At 63.4% G+C, this 21,455-nt stretch carries 20 protein-coding genes; 8 read left to right on the forward strand and 12 right to left on the reverse strand.

All coding sequences use genetic code 11. From position 1 onward, the window contains the following. Window positions 1–53: 53 nt before the first annotated feature. Together IPF49_10095 and IPF49_10100 are read left to right on the forward strand one after the other, a co-directional pair. Window positions 54–1,439: a porin gene (locus IPF49_10095; protein MBK6287963.1), complete on the forward strand. Its 1,386-nt coding sequence runs from the start codon at window positions 54–56 to the stop codon at window positions 1,437–1,439. 152 nt (window positions 1,440–1,591) lie between these two features. Next, complete coding sequence (locus IPF49_10100; protein ID MBK6287964.1) at window positions 1,592–3,232, forward strand: hypothetical protein; 1,641 nt, start codon at window positions 1,592–1,594, stop codon at window positions 3,230–3,232. A 48-nt stretch (window positions 3,233–3,280) separates the two neighbouring features. Here IPF49_10100 and IPF49_10105 read toward each other — a convergent pair whose 3' ends face one another. Further along, the gene (locus tag IPF49_10105; GenBank protein MBK6287965.1) at window positions 3,281–4,348 is read right to left on the reverse strand and encodes a C39 family peptidase; all 1,068 of its coding nucleotides are present in this window, start codon (window positions 4,346–4,348) and stop codon (window positions 3,281–3,283) included. A 45-nt stretch (window positions 4,349–4,393) separates the two neighbouring features. Here IPF49_10105 and IPF49_10110 point away from each other — a divergent pair, with 45 nt between their 5' ends. Next, window positions 4,394–5,611: a hypothetical protein gene (locus tag IPF49_10110; GenBank protein ID MBK6287966.1), complete on the forward strand. Its 1,218-nt coding sequence runs from the start codon at window positions 4,394–4,396 to the stop codon at window positions 5,609–5,611. A 24-nt stretch (window positions 5,612–5,635) separates the two neighbouring features. Here the strand turns inward: IPF49_10110 and IPF49_10115 are convergent, their stop codons facing one another. From IPF49_10115 to ppk2, 5 genes are all read right to left on the reverse strand, one after another. After that, window positions 5,636–6,448: a hypothetical protein gene (locus IPF49_10115; protein MBK6287967.1), complete on the reverse strand. Its 813-nt coding sequence runs from the start codon at window positions 6,446–6,448 to the stop codon at window positions 5,636–5,638. After that, window positions 6,445–7,284: a DUF2092 domain-containing protein gene (locus IPF49_10120; GenBank protein ID MBK6287968.1), complete on the reverse strand. Its 840-nt coding sequence runs from the start codon at window positions 7,282–7,284 to the stop codon at window positions 6,445–6,447. Before IPF49_10120 ends, IPF49_10115 begins: the two co-directional genes overlap by 4 nt. 34 nt (window positions 7,285–7,318) lie before the next feature. After that, window positions 7,319–8,998 carry an STAS domain-containing protein gene (locus IPF49_10125; protein MBK6287969.1) on the reverse strand — a complete coding sequence of 560 codons (1,680 nt, stop codon included), beginning with the start codon at window positions 8,996–8,998 and terminating at the stop codon, window positions 7,319–7,321. A 95-nt stretch (window positions 8,999–9,093) separates the two neighbouring features. Continuing rightward, the gene (locus IPF49_10130; GenBank protein MBK6287970.1) at window positions 9,094–9,573 is read right to left on the reverse strand and encodes a hypothetical protein; all 480 of its coding nucleotides are present in this window, start codon (window positions 9,571–9,573) and stop codon (window positions 9,094–9,096) included. A 131-nt stretch (window positions 9,574–9,704) separates the two neighbouring features. Beyond that, complete coding sequence (ppk2, locus tag IPF49_10135) at window positions 9,705–10,541, reverse strand: polyphosphate kinase 2 (GenBank protein ID MBK6287971.1); 837 nt, start codon at window positions 10,539–10,541, stop codon at window positions 9,705–9,707. 230 nt (window positions 10,542–10,771) lie between these two features. Here ppk2 and IPF49_10140 point away from each other — a divergent pair, with 230 nt between their 5' ends. Next, window positions 10,772–11,050 (forward strand): hypothetical protein, encoded by a 279-nt coding sequence (locus IPF49_10140; protein MBK6287972.1) that lies wholly within the window; start codon window positions 10,772–10,774, stop codon window positions 11,048–11,050. A 15-nt stretch (window positions 11,051–11,065) separates the two neighbouring features. Here the strand turns inward: IPF49_10140 and IPF49_10145 are convergent, their stop codons facing one another. Next, complete coding sequence (locus IPF49_10145) at window positions 11,066–12,067, reverse strand: hypothetical protein (protein MBK6287973.1); 1,002 nt, start codon at window positions 12,065–12,067, stop codon at window positions 11,066–11,068. 281 nt (window positions 12,068–12,348) lie between these two features. On the opposite strand from IPF49_10145, the gene IPF49_10150 reads away from it, so the two are divergent. The 4 genes from IPF49_10150 to IPF49_10165 all read left to right on the forward strand — a co-directional run bounded on the left by IPF49_10150 (window position 12,349) and on the right by IPF49_10165 (window position 15,598). Beyond that, complete coding sequence (locus IPF49_10150) at window positions 12,349–14,142, forward strand: DUF1538 domain-containing protein (protein MBK6287974.1); 1,794 nt, start codon at window positions 12,349–12,351, stop codon at window positions 14,140–14,142. Beyond that, complete coding sequence (locus IPF49_10155) at window positions 14,139–14,513, forward strand: P-II family nitrogen regulator (protein ID MBK6287975.1); 375 nt, start codon at window positions 14,139–14,141, stop codon at window positions 14,511–14,513. The genes IPF49_10150 and IPF49_10155 overlap by 4 nt, the downstream gene beginning before the upstream one ends. After that, window positions 14,510–14,917 carry a hypothetical protein gene (locus IPF49_10160; GenBank protein ID MBK6287976.1) on the forward strand — a complete coding sequence of 136 codons (408 nt, stop codon included), beginning with the start codon at window positions 14,510–14,512 and terminating at the stop codon, window positions 14,915–14,917. The genes IPF49_10155 and IPF49_10160 overlap by 4 nt, the downstream gene beginning before the upstream one ends. Before the next feature lie 111 nt (window positions 14,918–15,028). Then, window positions 15,029–15,598: a hypothetical protein gene (locus IPF49_10165; protein ID MBK6287977.1), complete on the forward strand. Its 570-nt coding sequence runs from the start codon at window positions 15,029–15,031 to the stop codon at window positions 15,596–15,598. Window positions 15,599–15,700: 102 nt separating this feature from the next. Here IPF49_10165 and IPF49_10170 read toward each other — a convergent pair whose 3' ends face one another. The 5 genes from IPF49_10170 to IPF49_10190 all read right to left on the reverse strand — a co-directional run bounded on the left by IPF49_10170 (window position 15,701) and on the right by IPF49_10190 (window position 21,454). Further along, on the reverse strand, window positions 15,701–16,447 hold the full coding sequence (locus IPF49_10170) for a 1-acyl-sn-glycerol-3-phosphate acyltransferase (protein MBK6287978.1): 747 nt from the start codon (window positions 16,445–16,447) through the stop codon (window positions 15,701–15,703). Beyond that, window positions 16,437–16,613, reverse strand: coding sequence for a hypothetical protein (locus IPF49_10175; protein MBK6287979.1), 177 nt, complete (start codon window positions 16,611–16,613; stop codon window positions 16,437–16,439). The genes IPF49_10170 and IPF49_10175 overlap by 11 nt, the downstream gene beginning before the upstream one ends. Continuing rightward, complete coding sequence (locus IPF49_10180) at window positions 16,610–18,688, reverse strand: glycine--tRNA ligase subunit beta (GenBank protein MBK6287980.1); 2,079 nt, start codon at window positions 18,686–18,688, stop codon at window positions 16,610–16,612. Before IPF49_10180 ends, IPF49_10175 begins: the two co-directional genes overlap by 4 nt. Beyond that, window positions 18,685–19,635, reverse strand: a complete 951-nt coding sequence (gene glyQ / locus IPF49_10185) for a glycine--tRNA ligase subunit alpha (GenBank protein ID MBK6287981.1) — start codon at window positions 19,633–19,635, stop codon at window positions 18,685–18,687. The genes IPF49_10180 and glyQ overlap by 4 nt, the downstream gene beginning before the upstream one ends. A 358-nt stretch (window positions 19,636–19,993) precedes the next feature. Then, window positions 19,994–21,454 carry a potassium transporter gene (locus IPF49_10190; GenBank protein MBK6287982.1) on the reverse strand — a complete coding sequence of 487 codons (1,461 nt, stop codon included), beginning with the start codon at window positions 21,452–21,454 and terminating at the stop codon, window positions 19,994–19,996. Window position 21,455 lies beyond the last annotated feature (1 nt).

The raw sequence follows: 21,455 nt of genomic DNA on the forward strand, positions 1-21,455 counted from the left end.
CCGGAGGCGAGAGTTGCAACTGATTTTTTGATCGTAAATCCAGGAGTCCCAACATGAAAGAACTGATATTGCCGCATCGCGGAACGGTTTCCCGCCCCCACGCAGCCCTCGCGGTGATGTTGTCGGTGCTTGCGCTGCCATTGTCGGCCCACGCCGACGATGTCGCGGACCTGAGACGCGAGCTCGAGGCCTCGCGCGCCGCGATCGAGCGCCTGGAACAGCGCATCCTCGATCTCGAATCCGCGCGCACGGCTCCCGCCGCCGCAGCGATGGCTCCGGCCGTTGCCACGGCGCCGGCAGTAGCGCCGGCAGCCGCGACGCAGCCCTCCAACGATGCCAAACTCGATGTCTACGGTTTCGTGCAGCTCGACACGATCTACGATTTCAATCAGTCCGACCCCAACTGGAAGGACGCGCTGCGCGTCTCGAAGATCCCGATCAACTGCCCCGACGACGCCGGCTGCGGCAAGGATGGCGAGACCGTTTTCGGGGTGCGCCAGACACGCATCGGCGTGCGCGGCAAGATCCCGACGGAAATTGGCGAGCTGAACACCAAGCTCGAATTCGAACTGTTCGGCGTAGGTGCCGACGAAGGGAAGACCACGCCGAGGCTGCGCCATGCCTGGGCGGAGCTCGGCGAATTCGGCGCCGGCCAGACCTGGTCGCTGTTCATGGATCCGGACGTGTTCCCCAACACCATCGAGTACTGGGGTCCGACCGGCATGATTTTCGTGCGTAACCCGCAGCTGCGCTGGACGCCGTACCGCACGGCAGGCCAGCAGTTTGCGATCGCCCTGGAATCGCCGTCCTCGGCACTGGACACCGGCAAGATCTCCGACATCGACCCCGACGATAACCCGCTGTCGATCCAGAGCGAGAACAACCTGCCCGACCTGACCGCGCAGTGGCGCTCGAGCGGTGACTGGGGCCATGTGCAACTGGCCGGCATCGTGCGCTCGGTGGGATTCGAGACCGCCAACACCGCCAATGGCAATCCCTCGGGCGAGGAAACCGGCTGGGGCTTGAATGGCAGCGCCAGCATTGCGGTCACCGGACGCGACAAGCTGCACCTGCAGCTCGCCTATGGCGAGGGCATCGCGAGTTATATCAACGATGGCGGCAGCGACCTTGCACCGAACGACGATCTCACGGGTGCGGAACTGCTTCCGTTGCTGGGCGCACTTGCCTATTACGACCACTACTGGAGCGAGCGCTGGAGCAGCAGCATCGGCTGGAGCATCGCGGAACAGGACACCACCCGAGGACAGTACGGCAGCGCCTACGAAAGCGCGCAGTATGGCAACCTGAACCTGTTGTACTATCCCGCGCCGGGGATCATGATCGGTGGCGAGCTGATGTATGGCGAACTGGAGCTGAAGGACGGCAGCACGGCCGATGATACGCGCATGCAGATGTCCTTCAAGTACAGCTTCGACTGAGGGTGCGGGGCTGATGCCGGCACGCCGGCAATCAGCCTGATATCGGCATCGCCGTGCGATCGCGCTCCTTTGTGCATGTTCGCGTCGCAGCCACCCGGTTTGGTAACTCCCGGTAATCGATGGGGTAAGTGAAAGTGCAATCAGGATCGTTGGTGATCGATTTTCTGCGGACCAACCCCGTCTTTACCCTGTTCATCATTCTTGGCGGTGGTTATCTGCTGGGGCGGTTGCGCATCGGGCCGGTTTCGCTCGGGCCCGTCGCCGGCGCGCTGCTCGTGTCCCTGGTGTTCGGGCAATTCGGGTTCAAGGTCAGCGAAGGTGCCCAGTCCGTAGGTTTCGCGCTGTTTATTTTCGCGGTTGGCTACCAGGCGGGGCCGCGCTTTTTCGAAGTGCTGAAAACCCAGGGGCTGCAGTACCTGGCGCTGGCACTGTTCGTGGCCGGTACCGGCGGAGCCATTGCGATCGCGGCCGGCCGGCTGCTCGATCTGCCTTTTGGTGGCACGGCGGGACTGCTCGCCGGCGCGATGACCACTACCCCCACGCTCGCTGCGGCGCAGGACGCGGTCCGTTCGGGCATCGTGGCGCTGCCCGAAGGGGCAAGCGCGGACAGCGTGCTCGCCACTATCGCCTCGAGCTATGCGATCACCTATATCGTGGGTCTGCTTGGCATCATTGCGACGATACGCATGCTGCCGCGCGTGGTCGGCGTCGACCTGGCCGCGGAAGCGGCAAAGATGGAAGAAGCGGGCAAACCGCAGCGTGGCGGTCAATTGCAGGCACGCGCCTATCGTGTCACCCGCCCCGAGGCATGCGAGCCCACGGTCAGGATGATTCGCGCCCGCTTCTGGGACGCGATGTCGGTCACGAAGTTGTTGCGCAACGGCGAATGGGTGCGTCTCGGCGACGATGAGCACCTGCAGCTTGGCGACGAGCTCCACGCTTATGGTGACTCGAGCTTTTTCCGCGGTGGAGTCGAAGAACTGGGGGAAGAAATTCCCGTTTCGCCCGAAATCGACATGTCTGCGGACTATACCCACGTCGTCATCGCGCGCCGTGGCGCGGTCGGCAAGACGATCGCGGAACTCAATCTCGCGCGCAACCACGGACTCGTCGTCACCGAGGTGCGGCGTGATGGTGTTCGGCTTCCGCTCAGCAGTCACCTGCGTCTGCAGCGCAGCGATGTGCTGAGCGTGGCAGGACCCAAGCCGGGCTTGCGAGAGATGCAGGAAGTCCTCGGCCCGGTGGAGTCGGGCATTGCCGAGACTGATATGGCGACGTTTGCGTTTGGCATTGCGCTCGGTGCCCTGATCGGCGTTTTCGCCATCAATGTGGGCGGGGTGCCGATCGGACTGGGCATGGCCGGGGGCTTGCTCGGCTCCGGGATTTTCGTGGGCTGGTTCAATGCCATTCGGCCGACCTTCGGCAGGTTTCCCGAGGCCGCGCGGTGGATACTGATGGAATTCGGGTTGATGATCTTTATCGTTGGCGTCGGCTTGCAGGCCGGTGGCCAGATCGTCGCGACTTTTGCAAAAGCGGGCCCGGCGCTGGTCCTGGCCGCGATCCTGGTGGTCGCGGGACCAGCCCTGCTCGGTTATGTCTTTGGTCGCAAGGTGTTGCGCCTGCATCCGGTGCTGCTGCTTGGTGCGCTCACCGGTGCGATGACCAGCGCGGCCGCCATGGCGCTGGTCAATCGCGAGGCAAAGAGCGCGATACCGGCACTTGGTTATACCGGAACCTACGCCTTCGCCAACGTGATCCTCACGGTCGCCGGCACGCTGATCATGTTCGTATGAGGGGCTGCGGCAACTGATCCGCGGCCATGCCGTACCGTGGATGGCACATCAGTTACCGGCTGCTCTTATCTCGCTTGCCAGTTGCACCAGCTCGCCGGGCGACACGAAACTCTGGGCACGCAGCTCGCCGCCGTACTTGTGCACGACCTCCCTGAAATGGCGCTCCCAGACGTTTTCGAACAAAACGATGATCGCGGTGTGATCCGGAAGCAACTTCGCTGCTATCGAATGAATGTCATCCACCGTCAGACCGAAATCGCCCGCTGCGGCAGCACGGATTGCAGATTCGATGTGGTCGGCCGTGGACTCCGCGGCACCTGCCCGGCGGCTCGCGATCATGGCCAGCAGCGCGTTGATTTCCGGTGCGTCGTCGGCGTTCTCGAGCCGGCCGCCCTCCATCGCCGAAATTTTGCCGTTGGCATCCTTGCTCACCAGCACGAACGCATCCGGCCTGACTTCGCTGCTGGCCCAGAGCTCGCGCAGTTCGTCCATGAAATCGAACGGCAACAGCACGCCCGGAAAGTGCGTCACCATCAGGTTGAGCGAGCCCAGTTTGCCGAAGTCCATGCGCGGCAGCGCGGCGGGTGTCGTCGCTACTGCTGCCGGGCGTTCGCCGCGAATGAAGATGCCGAGATGATCGAGCACCGGGTTTGCCGCGGCCTCGCCACCCATGATCTGGTGCCAGTGCCGTTCGAATGTCTCGCGGGGAACAAAGGCCTTGCCCATGCGCAGGTAGGGATCCTGGAAATACACATGCTCATCGTCCACGCCGAGCACGACGATGTAATGGCCGTTGTCCCAGTCTTCCTCCGGGCGCAACGCGGAGCTGCGCTGACTGCGCCAGACCTGGGCCAGCGCGATCATCGGGTGACCAAAACGCCGGACCTCGTCGAGGCTGAGGTTATCGCGCAGTTCCGCCTCGAGGCCCAGCGCCCGCACGCCGCGCACGATGTTCTCGGGATAGGAGCCGACGTCGGACGACGTGCCGATCAGCTTCATGATCGCGGTCTCGTCGAGCTCGCGCCCCCAATAGCCCAGTACCGCCTGCAGCGCCGATGCGCCGCAGGAATACTCGGTGATCTGGCGCGTTCTGGACAGCAGCTGGAAATTGCTCATGATTCACGCTCCCGGACAATCAATTTGAGAATATAGGCAAAGGCCATGAGTGAAAATACCCTGCATGCAGCGAACGACGGCGACTCGCCGCAGCTCGTTCCGGAGCTCGACAATTTTTCGCTCGTGCTCGGCGGGCCGCTGTACCAGCTGTTCCGCAGGCTGCGCCTCGAGGACCAGGCCGAGGATTATCTGAGGAGGCGTATTTTCGTCCTCGCCGGGATCGCCTGGATACCGCTGCTGCTGCTGTGCCTGGCAGAGGGAACGCTCTTTGGCGGGGTGGCAATCCCCTTCATCGGCGACATCGAGACCCATGTACGGTTCTTGCTGGCATTGCCGCTCCTGGTTGTTGCGGAGCTCGTCGTGCATCTGCGCATGCGTGGTATCGTGGCCCAGTTTCTCGAGCGAAGGCTCGTCTCGGGGCACACGCTGCGGCAATTTCGTGCCGCTCTCCTGTCGGCGATGGAGCTGCGCAATTCGACGCTCGCCGAGCTGTTGCTGCTGGCGATCATTGTCCCGGTCACCTACTACCTGCGGGCGGATTTTCTCGCTCCGGAGGTTCCAACCTGGTACGCGCGGCTGGTCGAGGGCGGCAATATCACGCTTGCGGGATACTGGTACTGGTGGGTCAGCAATCCCCTGCTGCAATTCCTGGTACTGAGGTGGTACTTTCGCCTCTTCATCTGGGCGCGCTTCCTGTGGCGGGTTTCGCGAATCGAGCTTGCGCTGCTGCCAACGCACCCGGATCGTGCGGCGGGTCTCGGGTTCCTCGGTGAGAGCGCGTACGCACAGGCTCCGCTGCTTGCGGCCCACGGCGCCGCGGTTGCCGGACTCATCGCCAACCACATTTTTCATGAAGGGGCCTCGCTGGCGGCATTCAAGCTCGAGATCGTCCTGCTGGTCCTGATCCTGCTGTTCATGGTGCTGCTGCCGCTCTGCGTCTTTGCGCCCGCAATCCTCGCCGCAAAGCGACAAGGGCTGCGCGAATACGGCCGCTTTGCCAGTCACTACATGCGCGAATTCGATCGCCGCTGGTTGCGCAGTTCGGACCACGACGGCGAGAGCATGCTCGGTTCGGGCGATATGCAGTCGCTGGCCGACCTCGGCACCGCGTTCTGCGTGATCCGGGAAATCAAGGCAGTACCCTTCGGGCGCGATACGCTGTGGATGCTGCTCGTTGCGACGCTGGCCCCCATCGCCCCTCTGGTTTTCACGATGATTCCTCTGGAGGAACTGCTCAACCGCCTGATCGGGGCGGTATTCTGAGCGGGCAGCGCCGGGCGGTCCGCCTCAGTAGCCCGGCGGCGCGTTGACGATGACATAGGTCACGCCGCTGTTGGCATAGGATTGTGAGTACCACGACGATCCGCACCGGTAATAGCCAACGCCGCTCACGTTGTAGAACGTTGCCGAGCAGGGCAGGGTCGAGTAATAGACCGGTGCCGTTGCCGCGGCGACCACCGCTGCGGTGCCGACAACAGCGGCACCGACGATGATTGCCTCGGCGAGGTCGTCATTGTCCCAATCGTTGTCCCAGTCACCGTCGATTTCGTCGTCGTAGAAATCCTGCCGGTCTTCGCGGGCATCATCGGCGTGCTCCTGCCAGTCCTCGCGGTTCTGGTCCTGGTTGTCCTGGCGATCCTGCTGACGATCGCCGGCCGTGTCCTGGCGTTGGGTCTGCCTGTCTCCGCTGGTGTCCTGTCGCTGGGTCTGCCTGTCTCCGCTGGTGTCTTGTCGCTGGGTCTGGCGATCGGATGCGGCAACCTGCCCGTCCTGCCGGGTCTGGCTACGCTGGTCCGCTGCCCGCGCCTGCTGATTGCCCGGCTGCTGTGCGGCCTGCGTGCGCTGGGATGTTTGGGGGGGCCGCTGCTGCGATGTCTGCGGACGCTGGCTGCTTCGGCTGGAGGCGCTGCTGCGCTGGGAACCGCCGCGCGAGGAGAAGCCGCCATTTGCCGCCGGACCGCTGCGCGAGAATCCGCCGCCGCCCCGTCCACCACCACCACGTCCGCCGCCGCGCGCATCCGCCTCCTGCTGGATATAACCGGCCAGGATGAAAAGCATGGTCACCATGCAGGCGGCCCATTTGCGGGTGTGGCGGTTCATGGTTGTTCTCCCTCGAGCGATTCGGCCGCCGGCGGCAGTGCGACCATGGAACCCATGCGGGCCAGGAACTGGATTTTTCGCGCGTCCTTCGGCGGTTTGAAAGCGAACACTGCATCGACGGTGTCAGGCGCGAGATTCCAATCGACAAACTGGGCGCGAAACTGGGGCTGGCCCTTGTAATCCCGGTAAGTCAGCACGATGCGAAGCGGCAACGGCTGCGGGCCGTCGCTTACCCAGATCTGGAAATCCACGGTATCGCCGCGCGCACTCAGATGATGCGCGGGGGCGCCGAAAATCGTCGTTGATTCGACATAATCGACCGTCTTTACGCGGCGCTCGAATGCGCGTGGCAGGCTTTCGGTCAGCAGCAGTGCAAGCGGCAGACGCATCTTCAGATCGCCAACGAAGGTTTTCAGCGCCGCGTCGATGTCTCCCGCCTGCTTGCTCTGTGCATAGACGTTCTCGTCACCGCTGAACGCCGAGAGAGTCTTGCCGTCGAAGAGCAGCTGGTTTGTCTCGCCGTTGCTTTCCTCGACCTCGACGCGCAGATGGTCGGGCCGGCGAACCGTGATCCTGCGGATTGCGGCAAATTCGAGCTTTTCCCCCGTATCCTGCAAGGAGTCGTATGCGCTCAAGACGCGCATGCTGTAGCGCGGGGTCTTTGCCATGAACTGCGCCATGCCCATGAGGATGGCGCGGGCATCCGGGGCGCTCGCCGTCGGCTCGGCGCCGGAAGCGACCGGCGCGTCCTCGGCGTAGCATTTGCCGCCGACCGTCGCCGCCAGCACGAGGGATGCGCAGAAAGAAAAAAACCTGTTCGATCGTTTGCGGTTCATCGGGTTCGACCTCGGGAAAATGTTATCTGGCACTTCATGAAACGGCCTTGCGCGCAACGCTCGCCACCGCGGCTTCCACGGTCGCGAACATCCCGGCCGATCCCAGTGTCTCGGGGAGACTGGTACGGCGCACGGCGCTCAGCGAAGTCGGGTTCAGCGCGGCCAGCACAAGGTTGATACCCCGAGCACGGAATCCGGCAGCCATTTCCACCAGTCCTTTCAGCGCGGTGTATTCGAAATCCGGGATCGCGCCGCAGTCGAGAATCAGCGCCGTGGGCATTGCCGATTCCACCAGTTCGCGCAGCTTCTCGCCGACGTTCTGCGCATTGGCAAAGTAGACGCGGCCCTCGATACGCGCGATCAGGAGTCCTGGCGTCGATTCGTCCTCCCGGTGCTCCGCAGAGCGGGGGCGAAACACGTTGGTGCCCGGCTTGCGGCGCAGTTCGTAGACCATGGGGTTGTTTGCCTGATACATCAGGCTCAGCATCGACAGCAGCACGGCAACCAGGATTCCCTTCAAGGTCCCGAGAAATATCACGCCGAGAAAGGCCGCGATGGCCCAGCGGAACTCGACTGCGCGGACTTTCAGGATTGCCCGCATCTCGCCGGGATCGATCAGGCCCACCGAATAGGCGATCACGACCGCAGCCAGCGTGGCATGCGGCATCTTGCCTATGATCGGAGCAAGAAAGAGCATCGTCGCCAGCGCGGTCAGGGCCGCGACCATCCCGGCAACCTGGCTTCTGGCGCCAGCCAGGGTGTTTATGGCGGTCTGCGATGTCCCGCCACCTCCCGGCATCGCGCCAAAAAAGCCGCCCACCACATTGCCCATCCCGGTTGCCACCAGCTCCTGATCCGATACCACCCGGGCTTCACCCTCGCGGCGGAACGCGCGGGCCGCCGCGATGGTCTCGGTGAAGCTCATCAGCGCAATGCCGAGCGCCGCCGGCCACAGCATCAGCAGCAGACTCCGGTCCGGGCTCGAGAACGCTGGCAGCCCGCCAGGAACGGTCCCGACGACACTGACGCCAGCGGCCTCCAGCCCCAGCAGTGACGAGGCGGCAATCGCCCCGCCAATGGCAATCACCGGCGCCGGCGCGCGCGGCAATACTTTGGCGACCAGCACCAGGCATAACAGGGTGGCGACGGCAACCAGCAGCGTCGTCATCGAACTGTGAGGCAGCCCGGATGCGATCGCGAACAGGTCGCGCAGGAATCCGCTCTTGTCGATATGCACGCCGAGTACCTTGGGCAACTGGTCGACGACGATGACGCAACCGATGCCGGCCTTGAAGCCGGTGAGCACCGGGTCGGAGATGAAGCTGGCGAGGAAACCGAGCCGCAGCACGCGCGCTGCCAGCAGCATCAGGCCAACCAGCAGCGAGAGTGTTGCGGTTGCCGTCAGCAGTGGGATATCCGGCTGCGCGGCGGCCACCTCCCCGAGCGCGGCGCCCGAAAGGATGGCGATGGTGGTGGTCGTGGTCACGCTCAGGGTCGCAGAGGTACCCAGCGGCACGTAGACGAGCGGCGGGATGAACGCCGTGTACAGGCCCACCTGAAGCGGGAGGCCGGCGATCGCCGCATAGGCCATGGCCTTGGGAATCACCACGGCTGCCGCGGTCAGGCCCGCGACGATGTCAGCTCCCAGCCAGCCCCGTCGGTAACGTGCGATCCAGCCGATCGCGGGGACGAGGCTCCTCGAGGTGCTGTTCACTGTCGATCATCTCCCTTGAGCCTGCGTGTCGCGCGCAACGCACAGAACAAAACTCGTGTGCCGGGTCCCGGTGGCGGCACCGGCGGTTGCGCTAATCAATATTTGACTGAGTAGCCCCGCGCTTCTATGCAGGCACCGTAAGCACTCTTGAACCCATCGAGCTGCGCCGCAGCTTGCTGCTGGGCCGATTGCTGCGCCTGCTGTGCCTGCTGTTCTTTCTGCTGGCGGTCGGTCGCACCGCCGCGCATGACGCCGAGGGTCGCGCCGATCGCGGCGCCCTTGCCCCCGTCATCGCCGGCGACCTCCCCGATGATCGCGCCACCGACAGCTCCGCGAGCCGCGCCACGCAGCCGCGACCCGCTTGCCTGCTGCTGAGCTGGAGCCGCCGCCGTCGCCGGCGGTGGATTGAGCGGATCGTAACCGGTCTGGCCCTTGGCCCAGCCGAAGCATTCGTAGTCGTCCTTGCCTTGTTGCTCCGCTGACTGGTCCTTCGCCGGGTAGATGTAAACCCCGACCGACGAGGCGAGCGTATCCGCGTGCGTGCCTGCCGAAGCGACCGTGGCCAGCAGGGCCATCGCGGCAAAAGAAACAAATCGTGTATTCATCAACAGCTCCTTGGGAGCATTGGGCAGCATCAGGGCAAATGCACCGGATATGACTTTTGCAACTGCACGCTTGGGTATCATGACGCGCTGGTGCGGAATCACTAAAACGCTTCGGGAATCACCTTGGCGCCGGCCGGAAGCGAGGACTTTGTCCTGGCCACCTTGCGTTTTGGCAGTCTTACCTTGTCCGCTTTGACGGACTTGTACGGAATGCAGCTCAACAGGTGCGTGATCAGATTCAGACGCAGTCGCTTCTTGTCGTCGGAATTGGCCACGTACCATGGCGCGGATGTAGTGTCGGTAGCCTGCAGCATTTCGTTGCGCGCCCTGGTGTAATCATCCCAGCGGGTGTAGGACTTGAGGTCCATCGGTGTCAGCTTCCAGATCTTGCGTTCGTCGTCGATGCGATCCATCAGCCGGCGTGTCTGCTCGTCGGGACTGACTTCCAGCCAGTACTTGATGAGGATGATGCCCGACTGAACCATCGCCATTTCGACCAGCGGCACGCCAAGCAGGAAATGCTGCGCCTGCTCGTCCGTGCAAAACCCCATCACGCGCTCCACACCGGCACGGTTGTACCAGCTGCGGTCGAATATCACGACCTCTCCTGCCGAGGGAAAATGCTGCACGTATCGCTGCAGGTACATCTGGCTCTTCTCGCGCTCGGTTGGTGCAGGGAGTGCCACCACCCGGAATACCCTCGGGCTCACGCGCTCGGTGATCGCCTTGATGGTCCCGCCCTTGCCGGCACCGTCGCGGCCCTCGAACACGATGCACACCTTGGCGCCGGTTTTCTGCGCCCACTGTTGCACCTTCACCAGCTCGCCATGCAGCCGCTCGAGCTCCTTCTCGTACTCCTTGCGCTTCAGTTTTCCGTCCGGTTTCGCTTCAGCGCCCTTGGCGCGGCCGGGCTTGCCGCGATTGCCTTTCGTGGTCATGATTCCTCCAGTGATCGACGATTTTCCGCATGGAAAATCCGCTGCCGCGTTGTTTCGGGTCAAAACAGCCGCACCAAGCAGTTTTACGAGCGGTTTGCACAGGGTGCATTTCTAGCGGACTTCGATCGGCAATGCAATCGGAGATTGACAAGCTGCGACGAATGACGATTGAATCGAATTTTGCCGCGCAGGATCCACCAAGCAGCGGACCGGTATGGAGATCAGTTTTTATGGCCGACCACGCTGATGACGGAGGCACCATCGTCGCTCTTCTCGATCGCTTCAGGTTGCAGCGCCTTCCCGCGGCGCTCGCGTTGAAGGAAAAGGTGGGCCGCGGTGAAAAGCTGAGCGACGCCGATCTCGAGTTTCTCGATCGCGTGCTCGAAGACATGCGCGATGGACAGCCGCTGGTGTCCCGCCATCCCGAGCTTGCGGCGCTTCTGGGCAAGGTTTCCGGCCTTTACAAGGAAATCACCGACGCTGCGTTGGCAAACGAACAGGCCGGATGAACGGCACTGCCGTGTCTATCGCAGGTACGATTTTGCCACGTTGAAGAAGTCCGTCTTTGCAGGCAATGACCCGAACTCGATGTCGAGCAGCAAGATGACCGCCAGTCCGCCCCGGGAATCGCGCAGCTGTTGCAGGCTCATGGGGCGCGCGATCGAATCAGGCGTGGAGCGCAGCACGTTGCGGTGATCGAGAATCAGCGAGCGCGGTTCGATCCATAATTGCTGCTCTGCGGTGCCAAGCGCCGTCGTGAGCATCTGCAAATGCGTTTCCAGGGTTTCGGAATCGGCACCGATTGCATTGATCCCGGCCTCGATTTCCTCCAGCCGTCGTTCGAGTGCGGCGATATCCGGGGTTGCGGCATCCTCCTTGTCGAAATTCCAGCCAGCAGCCTTCAGCGTACTCAGTTTGCGTTTGAGCAGCGCGCGCTGCCCGCCCAGTTCCTGGCGGGAATCGCGGCGCTTGCCGATCGCCTCGAGGACCTGTGCAAGCAGGTGATCGAAGGCGCGTCGCTTCAGCGCGCGCAGTGTTTCGGATGCGTCCGTGAACGGGTCCACGAGGCGATGCTCATCGAAACTGACAATGGTTTGCCGCACATCGCGTTTCATCATGCCCTCTTCCTGGTCGATGCCGAGGGTATGCTTTTCACTTATCTGTGCGACGAGCAGGGCGATATGGCGCGTGTTGGCTGCGCGCCGGGCCGCGTCGATGTTGCGATCGTTCGCGAGCACCTCGAGCATGCGCCGGGGGGAGGCGAACATCGCGCCCAGCAGCGGCTCGCCGCGATAACTCTCGCCGCTCACGACAACCGCTGCCGCCAAGCCATCGATCAGGCGCACGACATGATCGACGGCGTGCAGCACCGGCTCGCGCAGGCGTTTGCGATAGCCGCTCAGCGCGCGCAGCCGCGGATCGGTTCCGTCCACGGCGCGTTCTATCGCGGCTTCGACCAGTGATTCCGGATAGCCGGTGTCCTGCGTCGCGCGGCGCGCGAAAATCGACTGAAACAGGCTGAACATAGGCTGCTCGATGCGTATCCATAGTTGACTGCAAATCGCCGGTCTTCATGCTACCTGCTTTTTTGCAGACCGCCCAATTTGAGCGCACTCGCCAGGTATCGGGTCTGCGCGATCCGCTCTCCTCGCTGCCCTGGAAACGAAACCCCGTGCACGAGCTGTTTTTTTGTTCGCGAGCGCATCGCGTCGGGATATGACGTTATACTCGTGCGCTGGTTGCGTGGCCTGAAAAAACCGATGCGAAGTTCGGTGACGTGCATCGTGGCAAGGGACCCGAAAGCTCCATGAAGAATTCGATTCGCTACGGGGATTATTTGCGGGTACTCGGTGCCGGGCGCCAGCAGATCAGCCTGCGGGATGTGGTGCCGCCGGTGACGCGCGACGCCAGCGGTCAGCCGATCTCGGTGCCCCGTCCGAAACTCAAGCTCCATGGCTCCGAGATCGTCGGCCTGCTGAGGCCCTATGCGTATATCAGGTTTGCGGAGCAATTCAGGGCCGTGGTTCCGCTGGCGCTGTACCTTGCGCTGTTCCAGGTTCTGATCCTGCGTCAACTGGTCGAGGACTCGTGGTTGATCACGGGCGGACTGTTCGCGGTGATCGTTGGCCTGATGTTGTTCATGGAGGGCCTGAAGCTCGGCCTGATGCCGTTCGGTGAACTCATAGGCCACACTCTTCCGCGCAAGTCGCCGCTGCCCCTGGTGCTGTTCATCACGCTGCTGCTCGGCATCGGCGTGACCTTCGCGGAGCCGGCCATCGGCGCCTTGCAGGCGGCGGGACAGAACGTCTCGGCGGAACGCGCACCGTATCTCTGGGCGTTGCTCAACCAGTGGGTCGGGACACTGGTGCTGGTCGTCGGCGCCAGTGTCGGCCTGGCGGCCGTGCTGGGGACGCTGCGATTCCTCTATGGCTGGAGCCTGAAACCGCTGATCTATGCTTCGCTGTTGCCGATTCTCGGGCTGACGGTGTATGGCTCGACGGATCCCGAATTTGCCAAGGTCATGGGGCTTGCCTGGGATACCGGCGCCGTCACGACCGGACCGGTCACCGTGCCGCTGGTTCTTTCCCTGGGGATCGGAATTTCGGCGGCCGCGGGAAAGGGTGGTTCAGGTCTGTCGGGCTTTGGCATCGTGACCCTCGCCTCCCTGTTTCCGGTGCTCGGTGTGCTGTTGCTGGCGCTGTACGTGGCCGCCACTTCCGACCCCGCCGAGATCATCGCTTTTGCGGCGCATGCCGCAACCATAGTGGATACGGACGCACTCCCCTGGTACGAGCGTAGCCCGGGACTCGAGGTGGTTCTGGGCATCAGGGCGATACTGCCGCTGGTGCTGTTCCTGTTCCTGATTCTCAAGCTGATCCTGCGCCAGGATCTGCCGCGGCGAGGCGAAATGCTGCTGGGTATCGGGCTGACTATCGGCGGCATGTGCATCTTCAATATCGGTCTCACCTACGGGCTGTCGATGCTCGGTGCCGGCGCCGGTTCCCTGGTTCCGGCTGCCTTCATGGAAGTCCCGGCAGCCAGCGGATCGCCGCTGTATCTCTACCCGGTCGGCCTGAGCCTGGCGCTGGTGTTTGCCTGGCTGCTTGGCTTTGGAGCAACCCTGGCCGAACCCGCCCTGAACGCCCTCGGTGTCACCGCGGAACAGCTTACCAACGGTTTTTTCCGCAAGCGCATGCTGATCACGTCGGTATCGCTCGGCGTCGCCTTTGGTATTGCGGCGGGAGTTGCGAAACTGGTGTTCGAACTGCCGCTGGTGTGGATGATAGTGCCGGCCTATCTGGTCGCTGCGTTCCTGACCTCGATCTCCTCGGAGGAGTTCGTCAACGTGGCATGGGACAGCGCGGGTGTGACCACTGGTCCGATAACGGTACCGCTGGTGTTGGCGATGGGGCTGGGTTTCGGCAATGCCACGAATGCGGTCGAGGGTTTCGGGATCCTGTGTCTCGCCTCCATCGGACCGATCATCAGTGTGCTGCTGGCCGGCCAGCTGGCGCGGTTCAAGGCCGCCATGCAGGCCAGGGCAGCCAGCAGCGAACAAGAAGGCTCCGGTGGGGACAATGAGGCGCAGGTACTGACATGAACGAAACCAAGATTACCTACGTTACGGATGTGTCGCTGATCACCTGCGTGGTTTCCGCCGGGCGCAGCGACGCAGTGATCAAGGCGGCACAGGATATGGGCGCGACCGGTGCTCTCGTGTATCACGCACGCGGGGTAGGCCCCCGCGAAAGGCTTGGATTGCTCGGCATCGCTATTGAAGCGGAAAAGGAAGTCGTCAGTATCCTGGTCGCGAGCGACTACGAGGAAATCGTATTCGAGGCAATATACCGGGCCGGAGAGCTCCATGTGCCGGGAGCCGGCATGGCCTACATGACGCGCCTGGACAAGATGGCTACCTATATTCCCCGCGAAATTCTCCAGCGCGCACGCGGTCCCGAGGCCAGGGAATGAACCCGCCGGGGCAGCTGCCCGTTCCCGGAGCGAAGGCGAAGCTCATCTATTGCCTCGTTCCCGACGATGGCAGCGAGCGGCGCTTGCTGCAGGAACTGCGCGAGCGCCATGGAATCACCCGCGCCAACAGCGTTTACTGCCGCGGTGTGTCGATTCCGCGCGGAAGCGCCGGGCGGCGCGGGAAAATGCCCGAGCCGCAACTCGTGCGCCTGCTGACGGTCGTGGTGGATACGGCGGAGGCAGACGCGATGTTCGATTTCATCTACGAATACGCCAATATCGGTCGCCCGGGAGGCGGCGCGGTATTCATGGCGCCGCTGTCGTTTGCGACACCGTTCCCGATGCCTGCGGATGTTGCCGACGAGTCGGGCCCGGATTCCCGGCACACGGCGGTATCCCGCTGAGGGAGACACGCATATAATCACCCGCTGGCGGCGGGCACTTCGCTGACTGTCGTCAATCATCACGCTACAGACAAACAAGGAGCAAGAACGGTGCGAATGTACAAGATTGTAATGGGAGCCCTGGTGGCGGCCCTGTTGGCGGGTCCGGTTGCCGCTCAAACCGGCATGGTTGCCGCGGGCTCCGCGCCCGGAAAGGCAAGCGTGGCAGAAACGGTCGAGGTTCAAGGCACTATCGCTGCGATAGACTCCGAAACGCGCGCCGTGACACTCAAAGGCGAGAACGGCAAGGAAGTCAGCGTGGAGGCAGGCCCCGAGGTCAGGAATTTCGCACAACTGAAGGTCGGTGATACCGTCACGATCACGATGACGCAGGCGTTGACCCTGGAGCTCAAGAAGGGAAGCACTGCCGTGGTATCGCGTACCGACGATGCTGCCGGTGCGCGGGCTGCCGAGGGCGAACAGCCGGGTGGTGTGATCGGGCGCAAAGTCACGATCATGGCCGAGGTCACGGCTGTCGACGCAGAGACCCGCTCGGTCACGCTGCAGGGACCCAAGCAGAGCGTCGAGCTGACGGTCAAGGATCCTGCGCAATTCGCGCTGATCAGCGTGGGTGACCGTATCGAGGCAACCTATGTGGAAGCGGCCGCCGTCTCCGTCGAGCCAGTCAAGCAGAAGGACTGAGCAGCCCATCATGCCGTGTGGCAGTCACCGGGTGCGCGGCATCCCGTGACTGCGCGCGATTCCAGTCACCGCATACCGGGGTGACACTGCGCGCCATCGCACTCAAACCTGTCCGAATTCCTCGAGCCGCTCTTCGATCCAGGTCTGCATCGCCCGGGTAAGCTGCGCCGCGTCCGTGCCCGCATGAGACCAGGGCTTGCTGATCACGACATTTATCATGCCCGGCGTCTTGGTGATACGTCGTGGTGGCCAGCAGCTTCCGGCATCGTGCGCCACGCAGACGATATCGACGCCGGCACGAATCGCCAGTTGCGCCGCGCTGCGCGTGAAGCGCAGTTTCTGTCCGGCCTCGACGCGAGTGCCTTCGGGAAAGATCAGCACCCCGCAGCCCTGCGCCAGCCGCTCGGCGCCGTCCTCGACGACCTGCTTCAGCGCCGCACGGGGATTGTCGCGGTCGATCGCTATCGGGCGCATCATCGCCAGAGCCCAGCCAAAAAACGGAATCCGCAGCAGTTCACGCTTGAGCAGGATGCACAATTGCGGAAACAGCGTGGCCAGAAAGATCGTCTCCCAACTGCTCTGGTGATTACTGACCACCACGCAGGCTGTTGCAGGCAGATTCTCGAGCCCGCTGATGCGATGGCGTATGCCGCACACCAGTCTCAGCCAGCGCAGCGCGAAACGGTTCCAGACCATCAACAGGCGGTAGCGTTGCGGATAATCGAGAAGCGGCGCGAGCAGCAACATCAGTGCGCCGTAAGCGATCACCGATGCGCCGTAGCCGAGATAAAACACCAGCGAGCGCACAAGGTACACGCTCATTGCAAGCCGCGAGTGCTCAGTGGCCACCGATGCGCCCTCCCGCGGCCCCGCCCACGATCGCGAAGCCGGCGCGGTGCAGGTCCGCAATCGCCTCGATGCTGCCCGCAACCCGCTGCCATTCGCCGGCACTGCGGATATATTCCGCGCAATCCTGGTTGATCACCCCGTCACGATCCAGGTTCACGAATCTCATGTGCTGACTGCCAGCAGCGAAATATCCGCGACCGCCAGAAACGCGTTGCGCAGCTGCCCGAGCAACGCCAGCCGATTGAGACGCAGGGCATCGTCCTCGCAGGCGACGAGCACTTGTTCAAAAAAGTCATCGATTGGGGTCCTCAGCTGCGCGAGAACCCGCAGCACCCCGGCGTAATCACCGTTTTCCAGCATCGGCGCACTGTCCTGCATTCCCCGCTCGAGCGCCTGCGCCAGCTCGAGTTCCGCGGGTTCCCGCAGCAGTTGTTGCGCGAGTACCGTGCTGCCATCGGCACCTTGCTTGGCCAGGATGTTTGCGACCCGTTTGTTGGCGATGGCGAGTGCCGCGGCCTCCGGCAACTCCGCGAACGCCGCGACCGCGCGCACCCGGCGGTCGAAATCGAGCGCCCGGGTGATGCCGCGTGCCTGCACCGCGAGAAAACACTCCACACTGATGCCCGCATCGCTGTAGAGCGCACGAAACCGCTCCAGCATGTATTCGCGCACGCTGTCGACTACCGAGGCACGCTGCGCCAGCGTTGCGAAACCCTCGGCCGCATGCTCGAGCAGCGGTTGCAGGTCCAGCGGCAGTTGCCGCTCGAGCAGCGTGCGCAGCACGCCGAGCGCGGCGCGGCGCAGCGCAAACGGATCCTTCGAGCCGGTGGGCGGCTGGCCGATGCCGAAGATTCCCGTCAGCGTGTCGATGCGATCGGCGATCGCGAGCACCTGTCCGAGCGTGCTCTGCGCCAGCTCGTCGCCGGCATGGCGCGGCAGGTATTGCTCGGTGAGCGCGCGCGCAACCGCCGGATCCTCGCCATCGTGCAGGGCGTAATAGCTGCCCATGACACCTTGCAGTTCGGCGAATTCCTGCACCATCTCGGACACCAGGTCGGACTTGCTGATCCGGGCCGCACGCGCACACAGCGCCGGATCGGCGCCGAGTTCGGTACCGATCCATTGTGCGAGCCGCGCCACGCGCTCGGTCTTGTCCCAGACGCTGCCGAGATCTTTCTGGAACACGATGCTGCGCAGGCGCTCGCGCCGTTCCAGCAGTGATACCTGCTGATCCTGCCCGAAGAAAAACGCGGCGTCGGCAAGGCGCGGCCGGATCACCCGTTCATTGCCCTCGATGACTTTCGCGGGATCGCGGCTGTCGATGTTCGCGACGGTAATGAAACAGGGAAGCAGGGCGCCATCGGTAGCCGTCACATGAAAATATTTCTGGTGCCGCTTCATGGAGGAAACCAGCGCTTCGGCGGGCACCGCGAGAAAGCGGCTCTCGAACCGTCCGGCCAGTGCCCGCGGCCACTCCACGAGGCTGCATACTTCCTCGAGCAGCTCATCATCGACGACGGCCTGGCCGCCGAGCTCGACGGCTTTGGCGTGAACCTGGCGGGCGATGGACTGTTTGCGTGCCTCGTAGTCCGCCACCACCGAACCGCGCCGCAGCAGCAGCTCTTCGTATGCGGAAGCGGTATCGAGCGTGATCCGCGCCTCGCCGTGCACCCGATGTCCGCGTGTCTCGCGTCCGGTTGCGATGCCGAGCAACGTTCCCGGCACCACGGTGGCACCATGGAGCAGCACCACCCAGTGCGCGGGGCGCACGAATTCCGCACGCCTTGCGCCCCAGCGCATGCGGCGCGCGATCGGCAACGCGCCGAGTGCCGCCTCAACCAAGGCCGGCAGCAGCATGGCACTCGCTTGCCCCGCGATATTCTGCCGTGATACGAGACGCTCGCCGCGCTCGCCTGGTGTGCGTTCCAAGGTCTCGAATGCAACGCCGCAGCCGCGGGCGAAACCCAACGCCGCCTTGCTTGGTTTGCCGTCCTGATCATAGGCCGCGCTCAGTGCCGGTCCGAGCTTTTCGAGTACCGTATCGGCCTGCAGCGCGGCCACCGATTCGATCAGTACCGCGAGCCGGCGCGGCGTCGCAAACCAGCGCGATGTGCCGTGCACAATGTTGTGTGTGTCGAGTTGTGCCAGCAGCTCGCATTCGAAGGCTTCGCCGAGCGTGCGCAGGCTGCCCGGAGGCAGTTCCTCGGTGCCGATTTCGACCAGCAATGCGTCCATGCTCATGCGTTGCTCTCCGCGGCCTGCATTTCCCTGCGTAGTTCCTCCGTCGCGAGCGGAAATCCGAGCGCCTTGCGCATCGCGAAATAGCTCTGTGCAACTGCGCGCGCCAGCGTGCGCACGCGCAGGATGAAGCGCTGGCGCTCGGTGACCGATATCGCCTGGCGCGCATCGAGCAGATTGAAGGTGTGCGAAGCCTTCAGCACCTGTTCGTAAGCGGGCAAAGGCAGGTTTTCGCCGATCAGGCGCAGTGCTTCGCTTTCGTGCTTGTCGAAACAGCCGAACAGGAACGCGACGTCGGCCTGCTCGAAGTTGTAGCGTGACATTTCGACTTCATTCTGGTGAAAAACGTCGCCGTAGCTGACCGGGCCATCCGGTCCCTGCGCCCAGAGCAGATCGTAGATGCTGTCGACGCCCTGCAGATACATCGCGATGCGCTCGATGCCATAGGTGATCTCACCGGTCACCGGGTAGCATTCGAGCCCCCCGACCTGCTGGAAATAGGTGAACTGGGTGACCTCCATGCCGTTCAGCCAAACCTCCCAGCCAAGCCCCCAGGCGCCCAGCGTCGGCGACTCCCAGTTGTCCTCGACGAAACGGATGTCGTGCACGGAGGGGTCGATGCCGAGCACGCGCAACGATTCGATATAGCGGTCCTGGATATCCGCGGGCGAGGGTTTCATCGCCACCTGGAACTGGTAGTAATGCTGCAGACGATTGGGGTTTTCTCCGTAGCGGCCGTCTTTCGGTCGGCGCGAGGGCTGAACGTAGGCGGCGTTCCAGGTCTCGGGGCCAATCGCGCGCAGAAAAGTCGCCGGATGAAAGGTACCTGCACCAACCTCCATATCGAGCGGCTGCAGGATCACGCAACCCTGCGCGGACCAGAATTGCTGCAAGGCCAGGATCAGATCCTGGAAGCTCGCGGGGGCGGTGGGCGAAATTGCAGAAGCCATGGCGTGCTCGCGGTAGGGGCGCAAAAAGAAGGCTTATTATAAGGATATGAAACAGGACGGACGACACAACGCGGACGCAAAAACCGGCAATAAGCTGGCTCGAGGGTGAAGAGAACGCCCGCGCCGCCCGGGCGGAAGGGAAAGGCCTGCTGGTGCTGGCACCGCATCTCGGCAACCGGGAACGGCTGAGCCTGGTGCTGGGTGAACTCGGTCCGACCAGGGGCCGGAAGCCGGCAATGTATTCGCCGATTTCTTTGCGGTTCCGGCCTGGACGTCGACGTGGGCACATGGGTTGTTGCAACTTGCCCGGTGCGCCGCCGGCGCGGCAAACGAACGCCGGACTGAACCGGCGCAGGGATCAATCGCGCCAGAATGCGGGCGTGAACAGCACCAGCAGGGTAAAGATCTCGAGTCGCCCGAGCAGCATCGACAGGCACAACAGCCATTTTACCGGCGCCTCCATGTCGAAGTAGTGCAACGCCACCTCGCCGAGCCCGGGACCGAGGTTGTTGAGCGTCGCGGCGACTGCGGAGAACGCGGTGAGAAAGTCGAGCTTGGCCAGCAAGAGTGCAAACAGGATCACCAGGAACGTCAGCACATAGACCGCAAGAAAGCTCCAGACCGCGATGATCACCCGGTCGGGAATGGTGCGCGATCCAAGCCGCACCGGCAGCACCGCGCGCGGATGCACCAGCTGGCGCAGTTCACGCAGTCCCTGCTTGCCGATCAGCAGCATGCGAACCGCCTTGATCCCGCCGGCGGTGGATCCGCTGCATCCGCCCATGCAGGCAAACAGCAACAGCAGCAGCGGCGCGAAGGCGGGCCAGTCGAGGAAATGCCCGGTAGTGAAACCCGTGGTGGTGACCACTGACACCACATGGAACACTCCCTGCAGCACCCCGTCGGCGGGCCCGTGCGAGCCGGCGCCGAGCAAGGTCGCCGCAGTCAGTACCGACAGCACCGCGATCACCGTCAGAAAGAACCGTGCTTCCGGGTCGCTGGCATAAAAGCGCAACGAGCGCTGACGCCAGCACAGGTAGTGAAGCGCGAAATTCAGTGCCGCAAGCACCATGAACACGATGCTGATCACTACAATCAGCGGGTTGTCGAAGTGACCCAGGTTCGCATCATGGGTGGAAAATCCACCGACCGAGACCGTCGAGAAGCTGTGTGCCACCGCGTCGAAGACATCCATGCCCGCCAGCCAATAGGCCAGTGCGCAGCAAGCCGTGAGCGCCAGATAGATCAGGAACAGCTGGCCAGCCGTGCCCAGGATGCGTGGCGTGAGCTTGTTGCTCTTCATGGCGCCGGGTGTTTCCGCCTGGTAGAGCTGCATCCCGCCGACGCCGAGCAGCGGCAGGATCGCGATCGCGATCACGATGGTGCCGATGCCACCGAGCCATTGCAGCTGCTGGCGGTAATACAGTACCGAGCGCGGCAGTGTGTCGAGTGCGTCGATCACGGTGGCTCCGGTCGTGGTAAGGCCCGATACCGACTCGAACAGGGCGTTGCTCAGATCGAGTTGCGGCTCGGGAACCAGCAGCAACGGCAGCGCTCCGAATCCACCGAGCACCACCCAGAACAGCGTGGCGATCACGAACCCGTCGCGGGTGCGCAGCTCGGTGCGCGCGCCTCGGCTGGGTACCCACAGGGCGCCACCGCACGCCGTGGTGATCAGGAATCCCAGCGCCAAGGCGGGCCCTGCGCCGTCGCGATCGATCAGGGAAATCGCCAGCGGCACGAGCAGCGTCAGGCCGAACAGGATCAGCAACAAGCCGAGCAGATGACAGATAAGCGCAAAACGCGTGGTACGACGCATG

Source organism: Gammaproteobacteria bacterium (assembly GCA_016705365.1).
GTDB lineage: Bacteria > Pseudomonadota > Gammaproteobacteria > Pseudomonadales > UBA5518 > UBA5518.